We start from the raw sequence: 21,193 nt of genomic DNA on the forward strand, positions 1-21,193 counted from the left end.
TGTACTCCGTCCGTGTTCCGTCCCCGGGCTTTCTGGCGCGCCGATCACGGAAAGCGATCTCCAGGCGGGTTATGTCGGTAAGATCGCTTACCGGAAGACAGTCGGAGAGAAACCCGAATTCGCTGGTTGCCGGGGGTGGCCGTCATTTGACTTAAGGGTGCCGGGAGAGCAACTATGGTATAGAAACACCTACTAAACCTTTAAGTTGCGATTGATCATAAAGCGTAAGTGTGGGGAATGCGCGTCATCAGCTTTGAAGAGCCAGGCCGTGTCCGCGTCAGCCTGGAGTCGCCCGCCGAGCTTGAACCGGGTTGCGTGCGGGTTCGCACGATCTACTCGGGCGTCTCCGCCGGCACCGAACTGACCGCCTATCGCGGCACAAATCCCTATCTGACCAGAAAGTGGGACACAGAGCAGCGCCTGTTCCTCGACGGCCAGACGCACGCCTACCCGCTGACCGGCTGGGGCTACCAGGAGGTCGGCGAGGTGGTGGAGGCGGCGCCCGATGTCACCGATCCGCCGGTCGGCCACCTGGTCTGGGGCATCTGGGGCCACCGGGCCGAGGCCGTGGTGCCCGCCGAGAAGCTGGTCGGCCACGTGCTGCCGCCGGACGCCGATCCGCTGAGGGGTGTCTTCGCCCGGGTGGGCGCGATCGCGCTCAATGCCGTGCACGCCGCCGACGTGCACCTGGGCGATCAGGTCGCGATCTTCGGGCAGGGCGTCATCGGCCTGCTGGCCACCCGCCTCGCCGTGCTGAGCGGCGCCCGGGTGGTGGCCGCCGACGCCATCCCGGCCCGCCTCGAACTCGCCAGGCGTTACGGCGCGAGCGAGACGTTCGACATCGCCTCCGGCTCCGTGGCCGAGTTCGTCCGCAAGCGGATCGAGGGCGCCGACACCGCCATCGAGCTGAGCGGCAGCCACCTGGGCCTGCACGAGGCGATCAGGACCGTCCGCAAGGGCGGTCGGGTCGTGGCCGGCGGCTTCTACCAGGGCGACGGCATCGGGCTGCGGCTGGGCGAGGAGTTCCACCACAACCAGGTGCAGCTCGTCTCCTCCCAGATCGGCGGCGTCGCCTCCTGGCTGGCCCACCGCTGGGACGTCGAACGCCTGCAGCGCACGTTCATGGACCTCGTCCACGACGGCGAGGTCGACGTGAGCGCCCTGGTCAGCCACGTCGTGCCCGTCGGCGACGCTCCGGGGGCCTTCGACCTGCTCGACAAGCACCCGTCCGAGGTGCTCCAGCTCGTCTTCGCCTTCGAGGAGGAGCCATCGCAAGAGGGGCCTTGGCGACAAGAGGCACCGCAAGAGGAGGAGTCACAGTGAAGCTCGCGGCACAGGAGCAGCTGCTGCCCGGCCGTTCCCTGCAGGAGAAGTTCGCGTTCGCGATCGAGGCCGGGTTCGACGCGATCGAGCTGCGCGGGAAGGGCGACTTCCACTTCGCCAACCGCCTGACCGAGCTCAAGCGGGCGCTGGCCGACGGCGTGGTCATGCCGACGGTGTGCGTGGACATGCCGCACTTCATCGGCGACTTCGACCCCGCCAAGCGTACGGACGCGATCCAGCAGCTCAGATCGCAGCTCACGGTCATCGCCGAGCTCGGTGGCGTCGGGGTGATGACGCCCGCCTCCTGGGGGCAGTTCTCGCGCCGGCTGCCGCCGTTCGAGCCGCCGCGCAGCGCGGCGGAGGACCGCGAGGTGCTCACCGAGGCACTGGGGGTGCTCGGCGAGCACGCGCAGCGCAACGGCGTGCTGATCATGCTGGAGCCGCTCAACCGCTACGAGAACCACATGGTCAACACCCTCGCCGACGCCGTGTCGTACTGCTCGATGGACTCCATCAAGGTCGTCGGCGACACCTATCACATGAACATCGAGGAGGACGATCCCTGCCGTTCGCTGATCGAGGCGGCCCCCTACCTCGCGCACATGCAGATCAGCGAGTCCAACCGGAACGAGCCCGGGACCGGTCATCTCGACTGGGGCGCGCAGCTGGCCACGCTCGACGCCCTCGGCTACGACGGCTACCTCGCGCTCGAATGCCGCCTGCGCGGCGAGCCCGAGATCGTCCTGCCGCAGACGGCCGCCTTCATCAGGAAGTTCCTGTGATCCTCCGCGACGCCGTGCGCGTGCTGGTGGCCAACTGGGACGGCAGCTACACGGTTCCCTCCCGGCGTCTCTACCCCCACCAGTGGAGCTGGGACTCCGCCTTCGTCGCGATCGGCAACGCCCGCTGGTCCCCGCGCCGGGCCAGGTCGGAGCTGCTGGCGCTGTTCGGCTCGCAGTGGCGTGACGGCAGGGTGCCGCACATCGCGTTCAACCCCAGGGTGCCCGAGGGCGCCTACTTCCCCGGCCCCGAGTTCTGGCAGTCACGGGCGCCGTCCGGCTCGGCGACCTCCGGCATCGTGCAGCCGCCCGTGCACGCCCTGGCCGCCTGGCGGGTCTACCTGGCCGAGCCGGACCCGACCTTCCTGCGCCGGCTCTATCCCCGGCTGGTGGCGCAGCAGCAGTACCTGCGCACCGCGCGGCGCTCTCCCGAGGGGCTGATCTCGATCGTGCACCCGTGGGAGTCGGGCATGGACAACAGCCCGGCCTGGGACGTCCCGCTGGCCGCCGTCGACGCGGGGTCCGTCGCGTTCACGCGCCGGGATCTGGACACCGTCAGCGCCGACGAGCGGCCCACCGACCTGGACTACGAGCGCTACATCGCGCTCGCCCGCGCCTACCGCGACACCGGCTACCGCCGGGCCGGCGCGTTCTGCGTCGAGGACCCGCTGTTCAACGCCGCGTACGGCGTGGCGGAGCTGACGCTGGCGGAGATCGCGAAGGTGTGCGGCGGCGACCCGGAGCCGCACCTGCGCGAGGCCGCCGCGGTCACCGAGGCCATGGTCGAGCACCTCTACGACGACGGCCTGTTCCATTCCCGCGACGTGCTCACCGGCTGCCCGATCCGCTCCAACAGCGCCGCCGGGCTGGTGCCGCTCATGCTGCCCGACCTGCCGCGCGACATCGTCAACGCGCTGATCGGCACGGCGCTCGACCGGTTCGGGCTGAAGGACGGCGTGCTGCCCAGCTTCGCGCCCGCCGCGCCGGAGTTCGACCCGGCGCGTTACTGGCGCGGGCCGAGCTGGATCAACCTGACCTGGCTGGTCTGGCAGGGCCTGCGGGAGCGCCGCCCGGACCTGGCCGACCCGCTGGCCGACGGCATGATCAGGGCGGTCGCCGAGTCCGGCTTCCGCGAGTACTTCGACCCGTTCACCCTCCAGGGCCACGGCTGCCGCGACTTCAGCTGGTCAGCCGCGCTCATCCTCGACCTGGTCGCGGAGCACGGCCTGGACGGTATGCCTCCTACGGGCGGCGAGATCGGCCAGGAGCTGGGGGGCCTCGGCGAAGCCGACGACATCGGTGATCAGGTGCTCGCGTAGCAGCTCGCCCCGCTGTCTGAGCAGCGCGATCGTCTCGTACGACAGCCGCTCCCGGTCCCAGGCGTGGGCCAGCCCGCGCGGCACCCGGCCGATCTGGGCGCAGCGCAGCGACAGGCCGTTGTGGTGGAACTCCTCACCCAGCCGCACCTCCTCGGCGCCGTCGGTGTAGAAGGCCAGGTCGATCACCGTCCCCTGCGGCCTGAGCAGCTTCAGCGCCAGAGCGAGGGCGCGGGGCCTGCCGCGGCACTGGAAGACCACGTCGGCGCCGCGGTCACCGGGCGCGTGCCGCCAGCGTCGCTTCAACTCGATGGCCGGGTCCCCGTCGAAGGCCAGGGTCCCGGCGCCGAGCGCCACGGCGACGTCCAGCCTGGCCGGGGTCTCGTCCACGACCACCACCTCCGCCGCGCCGTACGCGAGGGCGAAGGAGGCGGTCAGCAGGCCGACCACGCCCGCGCCGACGACGGCCACCCGCCGCCCGCGTACCCCGTCACCGAGGTCCGCGACACCGGGACCGTGCAGGTCGGTGGCCGCGTGCAGCAGCCCGTTCGCGCAGATCGGCCCCATGTGGGCGACGAAGACGCCGAGCATCGGGTCGAGGTCGCCGGGCAGCTCCACGAACCGGTCGCTCATCGGGTCGGCCACGTAGCCGGTGCGGTGCCCGTAGGCCATCGCGACCAGCGCGCCCTCGCGGACCGCCCGGGTGCGCGTCTCGACCACCCGGCCCACCTGCATGTACCCGATGCCGCGTACCGGATAGCCGATCGACGGGGTGCCCTCGGCGAACAGCCCGAGCGCCGGATCCCAGGTCGCGGCCAGGTAAGGGTTGCTGCCCTTGACGTAGGTGAGCTCGGTGCCCGCCGAGATCCCGCTGTACGTGGTGACCACCCGGAACCCGCCCTCGGGCACGGCGCCGAGCTTCTCTTCCACCAGCCTGACCTCGCCGGGCGCCTCTATGCTCAGCACCTCACCCATCGAGCGTCGTCACCGGCTTCCGTGAGGCCGCGGACCGGGCCAGGGCGAGCGCGAGCCGGTGGGTCTTCAGCGCCTCCCGGTACGGCACACGCACGTCGGCCTCCTTGCCCTGTACGGCGTCGATGAAGGTCCGGTCCACCCGTACCTTCGCCGCCCCGCCGTCCTGGACCGTGGTCTCGCCGTCCACCAGCAGCCGGTCCTCGCTCAGGTCGAGCGAGACGCCCTCGGCATGCACCTCCAGCCCCGCCCGGTGTTTGCGCGCGAGCAGGCTCGTGGCGGCGAGCAGCCCCGCCGCGCCGCCCGCGAACCGCAGCACCGCCGCCGTGGCCCGGTCGACCTCTCCGTCGGTGTCGTTGTCGGCCGGTACGGCGTGCACCATCGTCACCTCGCCCACCAGGACTCTGGCCAGGTCGAGGATGTGGATGGCCTGCTCGACCAGCTGGCCGCCCGACATCTCAGGCTTCAGCCACCAGCCGACCGGCGGTACCTTGTCCAGCCAGTGACCCAGCGCCAGCCGTACTGGACGGTCGCCCAGCACTTCGCGTGCCTGGTCAACGATGTCCAGGTAACGCCAATGATGTCCGACGGCCGAGGGGAGGCCACGGCGATCGATTTCATCGGCGATCTTTTCCGCTGTCGAGAGGTCAAGTGAAAGCGGCTTTTCTACAAAAATCGGCAGATTGCACTCTAGGGCCTCCTTTTCCGGGTTACCGTGCGCAAAAGGAGGCACACAGACATAGACCGCGTCCAAACCGCCGGCATCCAGAAGGTCGGCATGGCTGCTGTAGGCAGGGGAGCCATGCCGTGCGGCCAGAGCCCCGGCCCTTCGGGGATCTGTGTCGGCGATTCCCGCGATCACCACGTCGGAGAAACCCGACAGGACATCCGCGTGGCGAGCGGCGACATTTCCGGCACCGATGATGCCGACCCGCGTGATGGGGAACACAGACCGGCTTATCCCACATTTACGGAGAATGAAACAAACATGTTCGATGATGCATCGTCGGGGCAGATGTCGCGAACCTGACCAGATGAGATCGGGGCTAACCGTATGGAGACAGATCTGCGCGCCTTGGCCAGGGTCCAGGACTGGTACGGACCCCACTCGAGCGTCGCAGCCGAGTGGCCGGTAGAGGCGCTCCTCCGGGCCAAGGGGAGGACCACGATCACCGTCATTCTGCCCGCTCGCGACGAGGAGCGGACGGTCGGCGAGATCGTCACCGTGCTCCGCCGAGACCTCGTCCAGCGGGCGCCGCTCGTGGACGAGATCATCGTGGTCGATTCGAACTCCACCGACGCGACCGCCGCCAGAGCGGCCGCGGCGGGGGCCCGTGTGGTGGCGCAGGGCGCCGTTCTCTCGCATCTGCCGCCGCTGAGCGGCAAGGGAGAGGCGCTGTGGAAGGGGCTGGCGGCCTCCAGCGGGGATCTGATCGTGTTCGTGGACGCCGACCTGCGTAATTTCGCGTCGAACTTCGTCTCCGGGCTGCTCGGGCCGCTGCTCGCCGACAACGCCATCCAGTTCGTCAAGGCCGCCTACGAGCGGCCCTTCACCGGCGCGGACGGGGCGGTCTGGCGCGGCGGGGGCGGGCGGGTGACCGAGCTGGTCGCCAGGCCGCTGATCAACATGTTCTGGCCGGAACTTGCAGGTTTCGTCCAGCCGCTCGGCGGGGAGTACGCCGCCCGCCGCGCGGTGCTGGAACGGGTCCCGTTCGTCACCGAGTACGGGGTGGAGTTCGGGCTGCTGGTGGACCTGCTGGAGCTGGTCGGGCTGGACGCGATGGCCCAGGTGGACCTGGGTGTGCGGGCGCACGGGCACCAGGCCATGCCCGCGCTCGGCCGGATGGCCGGCCAGATCATGCTCACCGCGTGGTCGCGGCTGGAACGCCAGGGCCGCGTGCTGTCCGCCACGTCTCCCGACCACCGGCTGCTGCAGTTCGGGCTCGACGGGCAGGTCGACCTGGTGGACATGTCCGTGGCCGAGCGCCCGCCGCTGGCCTCTCTCGCCGTCGAGGGCGTGGCATGAACGTCCTGGTGAACACCGGACCGTGGCTACGGGTGCCGCCACCGGGCTACGGCGGGATCGAGAACGTGGTGGCCACGCTGGTCCCCGCCCTGCGCGAGCGCGGGGTGCGGGTGGTCCTGGCCTCCGTGGGATCGAGCACGCTCGAGGTGGACGAGCTGATCAGCGTCTTCGACGACGGCCAGTTCGCCGAGCTGCAGAAGCCGTACAACCAGGTGATGGGCCTCGCGCACGCGCACCAGGCCCGCGTGGCGCTGGAAATCGGCCGCCGCGACGACCTCGACCTCGTCCATGACCACCTGGAGGTGGTCGGCCCGGCCGTGCTGTCCGCGCTCGGCGGCCCGCCGGTCCTGCACACCCTGCACTGGGACCTGCGCAAGCACGCCGCCTTCTATGGGGCCTTCCCGCGGTCGATCGCGGTCAACGGCGTCTCGAACTCCCAGCTCGCCCGCGCGCCCGACGCGCTGCGCGCCGCCTCGCTCGGCGCCATCCACCTGGCCACTCCGCTCGCCGATCGCGACCTGCGTACCGAACGGGGCGAGCACCTCGTCGCGATGGGCCGCGTCTGCGGGCTCAAGGGCACACATGTGGCGGCCAGAATCTGCCAGAAGCTCGGCCTCCCGCTGGTCCTGGCGGGCCCGGTGAGCGGCCTGAACAGCCCCGCCGAGCTGGACGCCGTCGTCCAGGACCCGGACCATCCGCTGAACGGCCATCCGGACGTCCGCTACCACGTCAACGCGGTCACCCCCTACCTCGACGGCGACCTGGTCAGATGGGTCGGCTCCGTGGGGGGCGAGGCCCGCGACCACCTGTACGCCTCGGCCCGCGCCGCCCTTTTCCCCATCCAGTGGGACGAGCCCGGCGGCACCGCCGTCGTCGAGGCCCTCGCCCTGGGCGTGCCGCCCGTGGGGCTGCGCCGGGGCTGCCTGCCCGAGATCATCGACCACGGCCGGACCGGCTTCCTCGCCGACACGGAGGAGGAGCTGGCCGAGTGGGTGCTGCGGGTAGAGGAGATCGACCCCGAGGAGTGCCGCGGGGAGGCCCGCCGCCGCTTCTCACCGGCCGTCATGGCCGAGCGCTACCTGGAGCTCTATGAGGAGGTCAGGAGAAGCCGCGCGGCAGCACGGTGACGGGACACGACGACGCCCGCAGCACCTTCATCGCCAGCTCCCCGAGGAAGACCCGGTGCGGCTGCGCGTCCTCGCTGGCCGCGCAGACCAGCAGCTCACCCGGCAGCCACTCGACCGTCTCCAGCGCCGCGGGCACGTCGTGCCCCTCGGCGATCTCCGTCTCGGCCTCGATCCCGCTCGACTCCCAGGCCAGCCGTACGGCCAGCGCCAGGTCGTCCCCGAGCCGGCCAGGATCGTCCGTACGCAGGTCGAGCGTGATCAGCCGGAGCGGCACGCCGAGCCGGAGCGCGGCCTGCGCGACCCGCTCGACGGCCTCATCACACTGCGGGCGGTGGACGTAGGCGAGCGTCAGCCGTGAGGGCTCGCCCGGCGCCCGGTAGCCGGCGGGCGTCAGCATCACCGCCTCGGACGACAGGTGGAGCAGGCTGTCGGTCGTCGCCCCGATCGAGATGCGCCCGGCCTGCCCGCCGCCCGCCGAGCCGGCCACGATCAGATCGGCCTTGATCCGGCTGGCCAGCACCGACAGCCCGCGCCCCGCGCCCCTGCTCTCGAACGCGATGTACTCGGCCGGCACATCGCCGAGCTCCTCCGCCGCGTGCGCCAACTCGGCCTGTGCCTCGACCGCCAACCCCGGGCTGCCCGGCGGATAGATGACGGCCACGGTGAGCTCGCCACCGGTGACTCGCGTGATCGCGGCACCCAGGGCGAGAGCGTCGTGCCCCCCTGATTCGCCGGTATAGCCGACGACCACGTGCTCTCCGATCACGACTGCCTCCCTACCCGCTCTGAACTGGGACTACGCGAGCCTGCCGGAGCTCTCTGGGGGATCGGTCGGCTTTCAGCATCTTTGGACGTTCGGGGGAGGCGGCGAGCGGTGATCGTTCCATAGGGTTTATGGCCATTGCCCGTTCACGGATTGGACACCTGTTGTACCGCGACATCGTCGACTTCGCCCTCTCCACGCCCGCGTGGCTGCACACTCTCGCCGAGAAGGGCACCGACGCCGGGCTGTTCCTCTTCGCGGCGCTGTTCGCGTGGTGCTGGTGGCGGGAGAGGAACGGGCCGGCACGCGACCTGGCCATCACGATCGCCGGACCCGCCGGCGTGGTGTGCGCGTACGTCCTCAGCGAGGTCGTGAAGACCTTCGTCAGGGAGGACCGGCCGTGCCGGGGCGGGATCCCGACGATCGCCGAATGCCCGCCGCCGAGCGACTGGTCGTTCCCGAGCAACCACTCCGTCATCGCCGCCGGCGCCGCCGGGGCGCTCATCCTGGCCTGGCGCGCTCTGGCCTGGGTGGTGCTCCCGCTGGCGGCGGTCATGGCGTTCTCGCGGGTGTTCGTCGGCGTGCACTATCCGCACGACGTCGCCGCGGGCTTCCTGATCGGCTTGGCGCTGGCCCCGCTCTTCACGCTGCTGCTGGTGGGGGCCGTCACGCCGATGGTACGGCTGGCGCGAAGCCGTCTGTCGCCGCAACGAGCCGACTGACGATGCCCGGCTCGGTGGCGGCGTGCCCGGCGTCGTCCACCACCTCGAACCCCGCCTCCGGCCAGGCCTTGTGCAGGTCCCAGGCGGTGGCCATGGGCGTGCACACGTCGTAGCGGCCCTGCACGATGACGGCGGGGATGTGGCGGATCCGGTCCACGTTCGCGATCAGCTGCCCGGGTTCGAACCAGCCCAGATGCGTGAAGTAGTGGTTCTCGATCCGCGCGAACGCCAGCGCCATCTTGTCCTCGCCGAACTCCTCGACCAGCCCGGGATCGGGCAGCAACGTGACCGTGCTGCCCTCCCACTGCGCCCACGCCTTGGCCGCGGCCAGCCGCGCCTCGGGATCGTCTCCCTCCAGCCGGGCGCGGAAGGCGGCGATCAGATCCCCGCGCTCCTCGACAGGGATCGGCGCGATGAACGACTCCCACACGTCGGGGAAGAGGCGTGAGGTGCCCTCCTGGTAGAACCAGCCCAGTTCGTCGGGGCGGAGGGTGAAGATGCCGCGCAGCACCAGCTCGGTGGTCCTGTCCGGATGCGTCTGCGCGTACGCCAGGGCCAGCGTGCTGCCCCACGACCCGCCGAACACCTGCCACCTGTCGATGCCCAGGTGCTCGCGCAGCCGCTCCATGTCGGCGACCAGGTGCCAGGTGGTGTTGGCCGCCAGCGAGACGCCCGGATCGCTGGCATGCGGCAGGCTACGACCGCAGTTGCGCTGGTCGAACAGGACGATGCGATACAGCTCCGGGTTCCACTGGCGGCGGTGCTTGGCGCTGCACCCGCCGCCGGGGCCGCCGTGGAGCATGACCGCGGGCTTGCCGTCCGGGTTGCCGCAGACCTCCCAGTAGATCTGGTTACCGTCGCCTACATCGAGCAGGCCCGAGTCGTAGGGTTCGATGGCGGGATACAGGTTTCTCATGCGCGCTCCTGTGGTGGATTCTTTCCGGAACTTAGCCGATACCGCCTCCTGCCGCCTGGTGTCGATCACCGAAGATTAGGGTGCGGGTATGGAGCTGGTGACAATTGATGACATCCGGGACGCGGCGCAGCGCATCAAGCCGGTCGCGGTGCGGACCCCGTTGGTACCTGTGGGGGAGGTCTGGGTCAAGCCGGAGAGCCTGCAGCGGGTCGGGTCGTTCAAGATCCGTGGCGCCTACAACGCCGTCGCGTCGCTGCGGCCCGACGGGGTCGTCACCCACTCCTCCGGCAATCACGGCCAGGCACTGGCGTACGCGGCCAAGCAGTTCGGGGTGCCGTGCGTCGTCGTGGTGCCCGAGGGGACGCCCGAGGTCAAGGCGGCGGCGATCAAGGGGCACGGCGCCGAGCTGGTCGTCGTACCGCCCGAGCAGCGGATCTCCGCGGCCCTCAAGCTGGCCGAGGAGCGGGAGCTGACCATGGTCCCGCCGTACGACCATCCGGCGGTGATCGCCGGGCAGGGCACCATCGGTCTGGAGATCGTCGCGGACCTGCCGGACGTCGAGGTGGTGGTCGTACCGGTCAGCGGCGGCGGACTCGCCTCGGGCATCGCCACGGCCGTCAAGGCGCTGCGGCCGGAGGTCACCGTGCTGGGCGTCGAACCCGAACTCGCCGCCGACGCGGCCGAGAGCCTGGCGGCCGGCCGCGTGGTGCCCTGGGAGCCGGCCCGGACCTTCCGTACGATCGCCGACGGGTTGCGGGCCGACCTGTCGGAGCTGACGTTCGCGCACCTGCGCGAGCACCTGGACGGCATCGTCACCGTGTCGGAGGAGGAGATCCGCCACGCCATGGGCCACCTGGCCCGCTCGGCCCGCCTGGTGGCCGAGCCCAGCGGAGCGGTCGCGACGGCGGCCTACCTGTCGGGCCGCGTCCCCGAGGGCCGGACGGTCCTGGTGCTGTCCGGCGGCAACGTCAACCCGGACCTGCTGCGCGAGGTGGTCTAGGCAGTCCACTCGTGGCGGGCAAGGAACGACCGGTCCCCGGTGGCGTACTCCTGGAAGGCCCGCTGCACCTCCGCCAGCTCGGCCACCATCGTCCGAGCCAGCGCCTCCTCCTTGTACTCCAGCTCGTAGCCGGGGGAGACCTGGATGAAGTGGCGCCCGAAGTTCACCAGCGTGACGAACGGGTTCTGCGGCGACATGGTGGCCAGCACGTCGTGCACCAGCCCGAGGTCCGGATCATGGACGATCATCCCGTCACCGGTGTGCAGCTGCATGCCCTCGTAGACGCCGAGCGGCGCCACGTTGTGCACGAGATCGCGCTGCGGGTCGTAGCAGACCAGCCCATGAGCCCGTGCGACGGTGAACACCTGGGCCGACATCTCGTCCATCGTGTCGAGGTCCATCGTCACCAGCACATGCCCCGGATAGACCGTGACCACGCCGGGCAGCTCCTTGGCCACCTCCGGCACGTCGCCCGCGACGGGTTCGGTCTTCTTGACCGCCAGGTAGGCGGCCCGCGCCTGATCTCTGCTGATCGGCGCGGACTCGTCCCAGACCATCAACTCAACGCTCACCCGCTCATCTTGTCGGATTGAGCAGCAGTTGGTGGCACTCACCCCCGCACAAGCGGGAACGCCCACCTTCATGACCGCGTCTAGCGCGGCTTCTCGGACTCCGGAACCAGCTCCGCCGTGCAGTGAGCACATCGGCGCGCCTCGAGCGGGATGTCACTCAGACATTCCGGGCACTCCCGGGTCGTCGCGGCCTCGTCTTTGTCGAACAGGCTGATCAGCCGGTTCATCGGCAGCACGACCAGCCAGTAGACCACCGTCGCGATGATCACGAAGGTGAGCAGGTGGTTGAGGAAGTCACCGTACTTGAACTCACTCCCGTTGACAGTGAAGGAGTATTCGGCGAAGTTCGGCTGCGTCCCCCCGGTGACCGCCCCTATCAGGGGTGTGACCAGGTCGGCGACCAGCGCCTGAACCAGCCCACTGAAGGTAGCTCCGACGATTACCGCGATCGCCAGCTCGACGATGTTGCCACGCAGCAGGAACTTCTTGAATCCGCCCATGGCCTGGGTAATTAGCCGGGCAAGGAAGAGTCAAACCTTTCCCCGCTGCTACGGGCATATATCGCGAATGAGGGGACAGCTAGACGGCGTCGAAGGTCCCGGCTTTGACGCCGTCCCGGAAGCCTTCCCAGTCTTGCCGGGTCAACGACAGATGTACGCCCGTGGAGTCGGTCCCGACCCGGACGAGCACTCTGTCGGCTTGCTTTGCCACCTCGACGCAATTGCCGTTGTTGCACGAGTGCCAGGTCAGATCACGCGGAGCCTGGGGGGAACTCATGCGGTACCTCGCAGGGGGTCGGCGACAGGGCATTGTGCTCGCAATCGTAACCCGGCATCTATCCCATACTGGGATTGATGGGTCATATGCAACGGAAGGGGCAGGCGACTCATGCCTGCCCTCCGCATGCCGTCGAGCGTTACCCCTTGATGCTCCCGATGAAGCTGGCCCACTCTTCAGGAGAGAACTGCAGGATGTCGCCCTCAGCTACCTTGGTGTCACGAATGGCGATTCGACCGTTCGGAAGCTTGGCCACAGCGACACAACTGCCGTTGTTGCAGTGGGAGGAGATCCTCCACATAGGCTCCAGCTGAGGATGCGAGGTCATTTGTCACTCTCCTGCCTAGGAATGGCGAGACTCCTAGCAGGAGCGCGCCAGGCTGATTGCAAGGTGGGCCCTTGACATGCGAAAACGGCGCGCTTGAAGTTCAGGCCTAACCCCACATGCTAAGCCCTGGCTATCAGTTGCCGCTGGCATTTGCCTGCGCTTGCCTAAATCGTTTTCAGCCTTTTTGGGCGACAAATAGGTCGCGGTGCTCCAATATCCGTTTTCTGGAGTCGTCGGGGCGGAGCGCCGCGGCTCGCAGGTGGTTGAGCACCTCCCGAAACCGGATGAGCTGGTTGGGCTTCTCCAGGAAGATCTGCCCGGCGAGCGTGTCCAGGTAGACGGTGTCGGCCACGCCCGCGTTCGGGTCGAACGCCAGCAGCATGAAGGCGCTGTCGAACCCCATGTGAGCGCCGACGGTGTAGGGAACGACCTGAATGGTGACGTCCGGCAGGTGGCTCAGCTCGGCGAGTTGGGTCAGCTGCTCCGCCATGATCTGCTGGCTGCCGACATGGCGATGCAGCGCGGATTGGTCAAGCAGGACCCAGTAGCGCGGCGGCGCCGACTTGTGCAGGATCTCCTGGCGCTTCATCCGGACGGCCACGCGCTCGTCGAGCACGTCGCCCGCGATGCGCGGCAGGAAACCCTGGATCACGGCTCTGGCGTAATCCTCGGTCTGGAGCAGTCCTGGAATCGTCGTGGTCTCATACTCGGAGATCTCGACGGCTTCGGCCTCCAGGCCGATGAGCGGGCGGAAGCCCACGTCCTCGGAGTCCTGCCACCAGCTCAGCTGCTGCGCCTCCTTGGCGAACGCCATCAGCTCCGACGGGTCGGCGACTCCGTACAGTCCGCACAGGTCGCGAACGTCGCGCAAGCTGGCGCGCCGTTGGCTGGTCTCGATGCGGCTGATCTTGGCTGGGGAGCAGAGCAGTTGCTCGGCGACTTCGGCGATGCTCAGCCCGGCTTCGGTGCGCATCTCGCGCAGCCGGGCGGCCAGCTGCCGCTGGCGCAGGGTCGGGTTCGCCATCATCCCTCATCCATCTGGCCATGGCCGATCACCTCTTCGTGACGCCGTGCCGAGATCCTATGCCGAGGTGATTGCCGGTGGCATGTGAGTAAGGCAAACGTCACCGACATGTTCCTATGGCAATTGCCATAGGCATCCGCATTTGCGGGTAAACAGCTCCCAAAGGGACGCCGAGATAAGGAGGGCGTGATGCCCGTAGGAGGAGCGACTCGGTCCCGGGGGGCGGCTTGGATCAGCGCCGCCGGGGCCGGAATCGCCGACCGGACACGAAGCTGGACCGGTGTAGCCGCACCGGCCCAGCTGAAGGACGACCATCCCCCGCTGCCAGAGCAGAAGGACGATCCACCATGGATGTTAGCAACATAACCCTAAAATCAACGGTTCGTCATCCCGTCCGTCGCCTCCTCGTCAGCATCCTCGAAGTCCTCGATGCCTGGGCGTTCGCCGAACTGGACGCGAGAGCCAGAGGGCGGGGCTGGCAGGTGCGCCGGCCCGCCCTGCTCATGAGGGTCTATCGAGCCCCCGAGTTCGACACCTACGTACGGTGTGCCGCCTGCGAAGGCGAAGGCGTCACCAGGCAGGGTCTGTGCCGCGCCTGCCTGGGGCTGGGCAGAGTGCGGCCATGAACCGGCGGTTCCTCGACGAACTGAACCGTGCCACCACCCCGATATCCCGGCCGAACCCCTTGGTCGTGCTGTGGCGGTGGCGGTATGAGGTCGCGACGGTCATCTGCCTGCCACTCCTCGCGTACCTGATCGTGACCTCGTTCGGCCCCATCTCCCTGGCGGCCATGGCCGTGCCCGCCGTGATCGTCCTCTGGCCGCCCGCGCGGTCAGGGGCGTGGGGGCGGATCCGGTGTGTGGTCACCGCGCACCGGATCCGCGTTGGACTCGTCGAGGCGTACGTCGTCAACAGGCGAGGCAAGATCCCGGTCATCGTGTGGTGCGCGCCGGCGCCGTTCGGGGAGCGCGTCTGGCTGTGGTGCCGGGCCGGGACCACGCCGTCCGTCGTCGAGCAGGGTCGTGAGGTCATCGCGGCCGCCTGCTGGGCCACCGAGGTGGTCGTCCGGCCGCGCGCCGGCAGTCCGCACTGGGTGCTGCTCGAAGTCATCCGGCGGGGCCGTTCCATCCGAACCCTGTCCGAGAAAGCTCGGCATGCCCGAGGCATGCTGTGAACGTGGGTCGCCTCTGATACCGCGCCGTCAGGGGCGGCTCACCGGTGGGAAGCGTGTTCAGCCGTCTGGTGGGAAGGACCTGTGATCAGCCAGGGCCGGACGCCTCCTTCGAGGCCGGGCTTGTCCGGCGGAGCGAGGGAACGGAACATGGGGAAAGACGGCAAGGGAGCCTCGATGATCGAAATCTGGCCGGGAGACCCCTATCCTCTCGGTGCGACATATGACGGGGCAGGCACCAATTTTTCGCTCTATACGGAGGTCGCGGACAAGGTCGAACTGTGCTTGTTCGACGAGGCCAACGTCGAGTCCAGGGTGCCGCTGACCGAGGTCGACGGGTTCATCTGGCACGGCTATCTGCCGGGCATCGGTCCGGGACAGCGCTACGGATATCGCGTCCACGGGCCCTACGAGCCGGCGCGCGGGTTGCGGTGCAATCCGGCCAAGCTGCTGCTCGACCCGTACGCGATGGCGATCGAGGGTGGTGTCACCTGGAATGAGGCAGTGTACGGCTACCCTTTCGGGCAGCCCGACGCGCGCAATGACGCCGACTCGGCGCCCTATGTCCACCGCTCTATCGTGATAAATCCGTTCTTCGGGTGGGGACACGATCGGCCGCCCGCGACGCCGTACCACGACACCGTGATCTACGAGGCGCACGTGCGCGGCCTGACGATCAGCAATCCGAAGATCCCCGAGCACCTGCGCGGCACGTACGCCGCACTCGGCCACCCGGAGATCATCGATCACCTCACCAAGCTCGGCGTGACGGCGCTCGAACTGATGCCCGTCCACCAGTACGTCACCGACGACCTCCTGGAGCAGCGCGGGCTGACCAACTACTGGGGCTACAACTCGATCGGCTTCTTCGCGCCGCACAACCGCTACTCCAGCCAGGGGCAGCGGGGCGGTCAGGTGCTGGAGTTCAAGGCCATGGTGCGGGCGCTGCACGAGGCGGGGATCGAGGTCATCCTCGACGTCGTCTACAACCACACGGCCGAGGGCAACCATCTCGGGCCGACGCTGTCCCTCAGGGGGATCGACAACTCCGACTACTACCGGCTGGTCGACGGCGACAAGCGTTACTACCTGGACACCACGGGCACCGGCAACAGCCTGCTCATGCGCTCCCCCCACGCGCTTCAGATGATCATGGATTCGCTCCGTTACTGGGTCATCGAGATGCACGTCGACGGGTTCCGCTTCGATCTGGCCTCGACCCTGGCCCGGGAGCTGCACGAGGTCGACCGGCTGAGCTCCTTCTTCGACCTGGTCCAGCAGGACCCGGTGTTGTCGCAGGTCAAGCTGATCGCCGAGCCGTGGGACCTCGGGCCGGGCGGTTACCAGGTCGGCAACTTCCCGTCACGATGGACGGAGTGGAACGGCCGCTACCGCGACACCATCCGCGACCTGTGGCGGGGGCAGCCGGCGACGCTGCCGGAGTTCGGCTCCAGGTTCACCGGCTCCAGCGACCTCTATCTGGACGACAGCCGCCGTCCCGCCGCCTCGATCAACTTCGTCACCTGTCACGACGGTTTCACCCTGCAGGACCTGGTCTCGTACGACGTCAAGCACAACGAGGCCAACAAGGAGGGCAACCGCGACGGCACCGACGACAACCGGTCCTGGAACTGCGGCGCGGAGGGCCCGGCCGGCCTGGCCGTCGAGTCGCTGCGCGAGCAGCAGAAGCGCAACTTCCTGACCACGCTCTTCCTGTCGCAGGGCGTGCCGATGCTCTCCCACGGCGACGAGCTGGGCCGCACCCAGCACGGCAACAACAACGGCTACTGCCAGGACAACGAGCTGACCTGGGTCGACTGGTCCGACGTCAGGGAGAACTGGCTGCTGCTGGAGTTCACCCAGAGGCTGGCCGCGCTGCGCAAGAAGCATCCGGTCTTCCGGCGCAGGCGCTTCTTCTACGGCAAACCGGTGCGCGGCCTGAACGACATCGCGTGGCTCACGCCGTCAGGGGAGGAGATGACCGACAGTGACTGGAACGTCGGCTACGCCAAGTCGCTGGCCGTCTTCCTCAACGGCGAGGCCATCACCGAGCCCGACCGGCGCGGGCGGCCGATCCGGGATGACTCGTTCCTGCTGCTGTTCAACGCCCACCACGACATGATCACGTTCACGGTCCCGAAGGACTACGGCGAGATGTGGCAGACCGAGATCGACACCGCCATGCCGATCATCCTCGACGTCCGGATGTGCCGAGCCGGGGAAGGGGTCGCGGTGCCTGGTCGCAGCGTACGGGTGCTCCGGCGTGTCTAGGCCGGTCTCGACCTATCGGGTCCAGCTGACGCCCGACTTCGGGTTCGCCCAGGTGGGGGAGATCGCCCCATATCTGCGGGATCTGGGGGTCAGCCATGTGTTCCTGTCGCCGATCCTGCAGGCGACGCCCGGCTCGCTGCACGGCTACGACGTCACGGACCACTCCCGGATCAGGGCGGAGTTCGGCGGCGCCAAGGGGTTCCGTGAGATGGCCCAGCAGCTGGCCGCACAGGATCTCGGCATCGTCCTCGACATCGTGCCCAACCACATGAACACGATCAACGTCCAGCTCTGGTCCGTACTCGCCGACGGCCCCGCCTCGCCGTACGCCGCCTGGTTCGACATCGACTGGGACGGCGGGAAGGTGGCGCTGCCGGTGCTCGGCGACGACGTCGAGCCCGTGGTCGACGGCGACGTGCTGCGCTATCACGAGCACGTCTTCCCCCACCCCGGGCACTACCGGCTGGTCGACTGGCGTCAGGGGCCGGGCTACCGGCGCTTCTTCGACGTGTCGACGCTGATCGGGCTGCGGGTCGAGGACCCCGAGGTGCTCTTCGCCACGCATGAGGTGATCTTCTGGCTGCTCGACGAGGGCCTGGCCGACGGGCTGCGCGTCGATCATCCGGACGGGCTGGCCGATCCGCGCGGCTACCTCGAACGCCTGCGCGCCAGGTCCGGCGGCGCCTGGACGGTCGTGGAGAAGATCCTCATCGGTGACGAACGGCTGCCCGAGGACTGGGAGTGCGAGGGCACCACCGGCTACGAGGTGCTGAACCGGGTCAACGGCCTGTTCGTCGACCCCGCCGGAGAGGCGCCGCTGGTCGAGCTGTTCACCCGGCTCACCGGCCTGCCCGGCGATTTCCGGCCGGTGGTGGCGGAGGCCAAGCGCGAGGTCATCGAGCTGTTCTTCGGCGCCGAGGTGCGCCGCCTGGCCCGCGCCGCCGGTTGCGCTCCGGCCGCCGTCGCCGAGTTGCTCGCCGCGATGCCGGTGTACCGGGCGTACGTGGTGCCGGGCGAGCCGCCGCCGCCCGAATCGGTGGAGATCGTCGAGCGGGCCGCCGACGCGTGCTCGCCCGCCGTGCAACCGTTCGTGCAGCAGGTCCTGTACGGTCCCGCCGACGTGATCACGCGGTTCCAGCAGACCTGCGGGCCGGTCATGGCCAAGGGGGTCGAGGACACTGCGCTGTACCGGTGGTTCCCCCTGTCGTGCCTGAACGAGGTCGGTGGCGATCCGGACCTGTTCGGCGTCTCGGTGCCGGACTTCCACGCGTTCTGCCGTGACCTGCGGCCGTACACGATGACCACGCTGTCCACGCACGACACCAAGCGGTCGGAAGACGTACGCGCCCGGCTGGCCGTACTGTCGGAGCTGCCCGGCGAGTGGGCGGAGGCGGTGTCGGAGTGGTCGGCGGCCGTGAGCTTCGATCCGCGGCTCGACTACCTGGCCTGGCAGAACCTCATGGCGGCCTGGCCGATCTCCGGCGAACGGTTCGCCGAATACCTGCTCAAGGCGGCGCGGGAGGCGAAGACCTCTATTTCCTGGATAAATCCGGATCCGGGGTACGAACAGCGGCTTCGCGACTTTGCTTCGGCGGCCGTGAAGCTGCCGGTGGGTGAGTTCACCGAGCGCATCGACGCCTTCGCCATGGCCAACTCGCTGGGGGCCAAGGTCGTCCAGCTGATGATGCCGGGGGTGCCGGACGTCTACCAGGGCAATGAGATGACCGATTTCTCGCTGGTCGACCCGGACAATCGGCGGCCGGTGACGTTCGGGCGGTCGCCGGTGTCCCGCTGGGACGCGGCCAAGCTCGCGGTGACGACCCAGGCGCTGCGGCTGCGCCGCCGGCTCGACCCCGCGGCGCCGTACACACCGCTTCTGGCGGAGGGTGAGGCGGCGGAGCACGCGATCGCCTTCGCGCGCGGTGACGAGCCGCCGCGCGCGGTCGCGGTCGCCACGCGTCTGCCCGTCCGCCTCGCGCGCCGTGCCCTTGGAGTGCGGACCGCGGATGCGCGGACCGCGGATGTATGGCCTGGGGAGCGGGAGATGTGTCTCGGCTGGGGCGGCACCACGCTGACCCTCCCGAACGGCACCTGGCGCGAACTGCTGACCGGCGGCATCTTCACCGGTCGCGTCCCCCTCGCTCACCTGCTCTCCCGATACCCCGTCGCGCTGCTGGAGAGACATGATCTTTGAGGTGTGGGCCCCGAACGCCACGACCGTGGAGGTCGACCTGGACGACGTCCTCGACGGGCGTCGCGCGATGACCGCCGGTGAGGGCGGCTGGTGGGCGGCCGACGTACCCGAGGCCGGGCATGGGACTCGCTACCGGTACGTACTCGACGGTGAAGGCCCATACCCCGACCCCCGCTCCCGCCGCCAGCCCGATGGCGTCTTCGGGCCCAGCGCCGTCTACGACCACGCGCGCTACACGTGGGCCGACCACGAGTGGACCGGCCGTGACCTGCGCGGCTCGGTGATCTATGAGCTGCACATCGGCACCTTCACCCAGGCCGGCACGTTCGAGGCGGCCATCGAGAAGCTGCCGCACCTCGTCGAGCTGTCCGTGGACTTCGTGGAGGTCATGCCGGTGGCCCCGGTGCCCGGGGGGCGCAATTGGGGCTATGACGGGGTGGACCTGTACGCGGTCAACGAGACGTACGGGGGTCCCGACGGGCTCAAGTCGTTCGTCGACGCCTGCCATCGCGCCGGCATCGGCGTCCTGCTCGACGTCGTCTACAACCACCTGGGACCGTCGGGCAACTTCCTGCACCCCTTCGGGCCCTACTTCGCCGGATTCAGCGGGAGCTACTGGGGCGAGGCGGTCAATCTCGACGGGTCGGGGTCCGACGAGGTACGCCGCTACTTCATCGAGAACGCCCTGCAGTGGCTGCGCGACTACCACATCGACGGCCTGCGGCTCGACGCCGTACACGCGCTGCACGACAAGCGCGCCACGCACCTGCTGGCCGAGCTGTCCGACCGGGTGGACGCGCTGTCCTGCGCGGTGGGCAGGCCGTTGTCGCTCATCGCCGAATCCGACCTCAACGACCCGCACATGATCCGCTCCCTCGACGCGGGCGGGCTGGGCATGACCGCGCAGTGGGACGACGACGTCCATCACGCCCTGCACTGCGCGGTGAGCGGCGAGAGCCACGGCTACTACGCCGACTTCACCGACCTGTCCTCGCTGGCCAAGGTGCTGACCCGCGGTGTCGTCCATGAGGGCGGCTGGTCGAGCTTCCGCGGCCGTACGCACGGGGCGCCGTTCGCCGGAGTGCCCGGCCACCGGCTCGTCGCCTGCCTGCAGAACCACGACCAGATCGGCAACCGGCCCCTGGGCGACCGGCTGCCCGTCTCCGCGCTCAAACTCGGCGCCGGGCTGCTGCTGACCTCGCCGTTCACCCCGATGCTGTTCATGGGGGAGGAGTGGGGGGCCGGTACGCCGTTCCTGTTCTTCTCCGACCACGTCGACCCGCAACTGCGGGAGAGCGAGGGCGGGCGGAGAGAGCAGGAGTTCGACGGGTTCGGGTACGCCTGGGACGCTCCCGATCCGTCGCGCGAGGAGACATTCCTGCGCTCCAAGCTCGACTGGGACGAGCTGAAGCAGGAGGTCCACTGGTCGCTGCTCTGCTGGTATCGCGACCTGATCGCACTGCGTAAGGCGCTGCCCGAGCTGTCGGACCCGCATTTCGACAGCGTCCGGGTGGAGTTCGATCCGGACGGGAAGTGGCTGGTGATGTGGCGGGGCTCGGTCTGCGTCACCGTCAATTTCGGGGCGGACTCGGTGACGTTGCCGGTGTCGGTGGGGGCGGCCCTGCTGGCCTCTGACGAGCCGGTCGCCGGTGGTGGAGATGGGGTTTGGCTGCCTGGGCAGAGTATGGCGATCTTCAGATCTCCTGGTGGGCAGAGGAGTGGGCTTGGAGCAGCTGTCTGACCATCCAGGAGCATCTGGATCGTCTGGACCTTAGGTGGACCGGGTCTAGGTCACTCGCCTGGACCTTTCCTGGACCTTTAGGGGAGCGGGCCTGGGTTGGTTGTCTGGACCTTTAGGGGAGCGGGCCTGGGTCAGTTGTCTGAACCTCCAGAGGAGCGGGCCTGGATTGCC

General features: G+C 68.9%; 19 protein-coding genes. 10 read left to right on the forward strand and 9 right to left on the reverse strand.

Going from position 1 to position 21,193, the window contains the following annotated elements:
- The first annotated feature begins 315 nt into the window (after positions 1-315).
- Entirely contained in the window at positions 316-1,323 is a 1,008-nt protein-coding gene (locus tag AB0B61_RS02525) for a zinc-binding alcohol dehydrogenase (RefSeq protein WP_358426785.1), read from the forward strand.
- Positions 1,320-2,105, forward strand: coding sequence for a sugar phosphate isomerase/epimerase family protein (locus tag AB0B61_RS02530; RefSeq protein WP_358426788.1), 786 nt, complete (start codon positions 1,320-1,322; stop codon positions 2,103-2,105). The genes AB0B61_RS02525 and AB0B61_RS02530 overlap by 4 nt, the downstream gene beginning before the upstream one ends.
- A 1,184-nt stretch (positions 2,106-3,289) precedes the next feature.
- On the opposite strand, the gene AB0B61_RS02535 is transcribed toward AB0B61_RS02530, so the two are convergent.
- Both AB0B61_RS02535 and AB0B61_RS02540 read right to left on the reverse strand, forming a co-directional pair.
- Complete coding sequence (locus tag AB0B61_RS02535) at positions 3,290-4,393, reverse strand: zinc-binding alcohol dehydrogenase (RefSeq protein ID WP_358426791.1); 1,104 nt, start codon at positions 4,391-4,393, stop codon at positions 3,290-3,292.
- Entirely contained in the window at positions 4,386-5,339 is a 954-nt protein-coding gene (locus AB0B61_RS02540; RefSeq protein ID WP_358426794.1) for a Gfo/Idh/MocA family oxidoreductase, read from the reverse strand. The genes AB0B61_RS02535 and AB0B61_RS02540 overlap by 8 nt, the downstream gene beginning before the upstream one ends.
- 105 nt (positions 5,340-5,444) lie before the next feature.
- Between AB0B61_RS02540 and AB0B61_RS02545 the strand changes: the two genes are divergently transcribed.
- Both AB0B61_RS02545 and AB0B61_RS02550 read left to right on the forward strand, forming a co-directional pair.
- Positions 5,445-6,416 carry a glucosyl-3-phosphoglycerate synthase gene (locus AB0B61_RS02545; protein WP_358426797.1) on the forward strand — a complete coding sequence of 324 codons (972 nt, stop codon included), beginning with the start codon at positions 5,445-5,447 and terminating at the stop codon, positions 6,414-6,416.
- Positions 6,413-7,543, forward strand: coding sequence for a glycosyltransferase (locus tag AB0B61_RS02550; RefSeq protein WP_358426800.1), 1,131 nt, complete (start codon positions 6,413-6,415; stop codon positions 7,541-7,543). The genes AB0B61_RS02545 and AB0B61_RS02550 overlap by 4 nt, the downstream gene beginning before the upstream one ends.
- Here AB0B61_RS02550 and AB0B61_RS02555 read toward each other — a convergent pair.
- Entirely contained in the window at positions 7,515-8,309 is a 795-nt protein-coding gene (locus tag AB0B61_RS02555) for a universal stress protein (RefSeq protein ID WP_358426803.1), read from the reverse strand. The two genes, AB0B61_RS02550 and AB0B61_RS02555, sit on opposite strands and share 29 nt — an antisense overlap.
- 161 nt (positions 8,310-8,470) lie before the next feature.
- Between AB0B61_RS02555 and AB0B61_RS02560 the strand changes: the two genes are divergently transcribed.
- Complete coding sequence (locus AB0B61_RS02560) at positions 8,471-9,028, forward strand: phosphatase PAP2 family protein (protein WP_358426806.1); 558 nt, start codon at positions 8,471-8,473, stop codon at positions 9,026-9,028.
- On the opposite strand, the gene pip is transcribed toward AB0B61_RS02560, so the two are convergent.
- Positions 8,973-9,944 (reverse strand): prolyl aminopeptidase, encoded by a 972-nt coding sequence (gene pip, locus AB0B61_RS02565; RefSeq protein WP_358426809.1) that lies wholly within the window; start codon positions 9,942-9,944, stop codon positions 8,973-8,975. The two genes, AB0B61_RS02560 and pip, sit on opposite strands and share 56 nt — an antisense overlap.
- Positions 9,945-10,032: 88 nt before the next feature.
- On the opposite strand from pip, the gene AB0B61_RS02570 reads away from it, so the two are divergent.
- Complete coding sequence (locus AB0B61_RS02570; protein WP_358426812.1) at positions 10,033-10,944, forward strand: threonine/serine dehydratase; 912 nt, start codon at positions 10,033-10,035, stop codon at positions 10,942-10,944.
- Here AB0B61_RS02570 and AB0B61_RS02575 read toward each other — a convergent pair.
- From AB0B61_RS02575 to AB0B61_RS02595, 5 genes are all read right to left on the reverse strand, one after another.
- Positions 10,941-11,516, reverse strand: coding sequence for a hypothetical protein (locus AB0B61_RS02575; protein WP_358426815.1), 576 nt, complete (start codon positions 11,514-11,516; stop codon positions 10,941-10,943). The genes AB0B61_RS02570 and AB0B61_RS02575 overlap by 4 nt on opposite strands.
- 80 nt (positions 11,517-11,596) lie before the next feature.
- The gene (gene mscL, locus AB0B61_RS02580) at positions 11,597-12,016 is read right to left on the reverse strand and encodes a large conductance mechanosensitive channel protein MscL (protein ID WP_358426818.1); all 420 of its coding nucleotides are present in this window, start codon (positions 12,014-12,016) and stop codon (positions 11,597-11,599) included.
- 79 nt (positions 12,017-12,095) lie between these two features.
- A complete protein-coding gene (locus tag AB0B61_RS02585; RefSeq protein ID WP_358426821.1) occupies positions 12,096-12,293 on the reverse strand; it encodes a DUF397 domain-containing protein in 198 nt (65 codons plus the stop codon).
- 139 nt (positions 12,294-12,432) lie between these two features.
- Positions 12,433-12,621, reverse strand: a complete 189-nt coding sequence (locus AB0B61_RS02590; protein WP_358426824.1) for a DUF397 domain-containing protein — start codon at positions 12,619-12,621, stop codon at positions 12,433-12,435.
- Positions 12,622-12,796: 175 nt separating this feature from the next.
- Complete coding sequence (locus AB0B61_RS02595) at positions 12,797-13,648, reverse strand: helix-turn-helix transcriptional regulator (RefSeq protein ID WP_358426827.1); 852 nt, start codon at positions 13,646-13,648, stop codon at positions 12,797-12,799.
- 619 nt (positions 13,649-14,267) lie between these two features.
- Here AB0B61_RS02595 and AB0B61_RS02600 point away from each other — a divergent pair.
- The 4 genes from AB0B61_RS02600 to treZ all read left to right on the forward strand — a co-directional run bounded on the left by AB0B61_RS02600 (position 14,268) and on the right by treZ (position 21,022).
- Positions 14,268-14,819 (forward strand): hypothetical protein, encoded by a 552-nt coding sequence (locus AB0B61_RS02600; protein ID WP_358426830.1) that lies wholly within the window; start codon positions 14,268-14,270, stop codon positions 14,817-14,819.
- A 174-nt stretch (positions 14,820-14,993) separates the two neighbouring features.
- Positions 14,994-17,087, forward strand: coding sequence for a glycogen debranching protein GlgX (gene glgX / locus AB0B61_RS02605; RefSeq protein WP_358426833.1), 2,094 nt, complete (start codon positions 14,994-14,996; stop codon positions 17,085-17,087).
- Positions 17,080-19,281: a malto-oligosyltrehalose synthase gene (gene treY, locus AB0B61_RS02610; protein WP_358426836.1), complete on the forward strand. Its 2,202-nt coding sequence runs from the start codon at positions 17,080-17,082 to the stop codon at positions 19,279-19,281. Before glgX ends, treY begins: the two co-directional genes overlap by 8 nt.
- Positions 19,271-21,022: a malto-oligosyltrehalose trehalohydrolase gene (treZ, locus tag AB0B61_RS02615; RefSeq protein WP_358426839.1), complete on the forward strand. Its 1,752-nt coding sequence runs from the start codon at positions 19,271-19,273 to the stop codon at positions 21,020-21,022. The genes treY and treZ overlap by 11 nt, the downstream gene beginning before the upstream one ends.
- The last annotated feature ends 171 nt before the right edge of the window (positions 21,023-21,193 follow it).

This window comes from Nonomuraea sp. NPDC049158 (assembly GCF_040648335.1).
In the GTDB taxonomy this organism is placed as follows: Bacteria; Actinomycetota; Actinomycetes; order Streptosporangiales; family Streptosporangiaceae; genus Nonomuraea.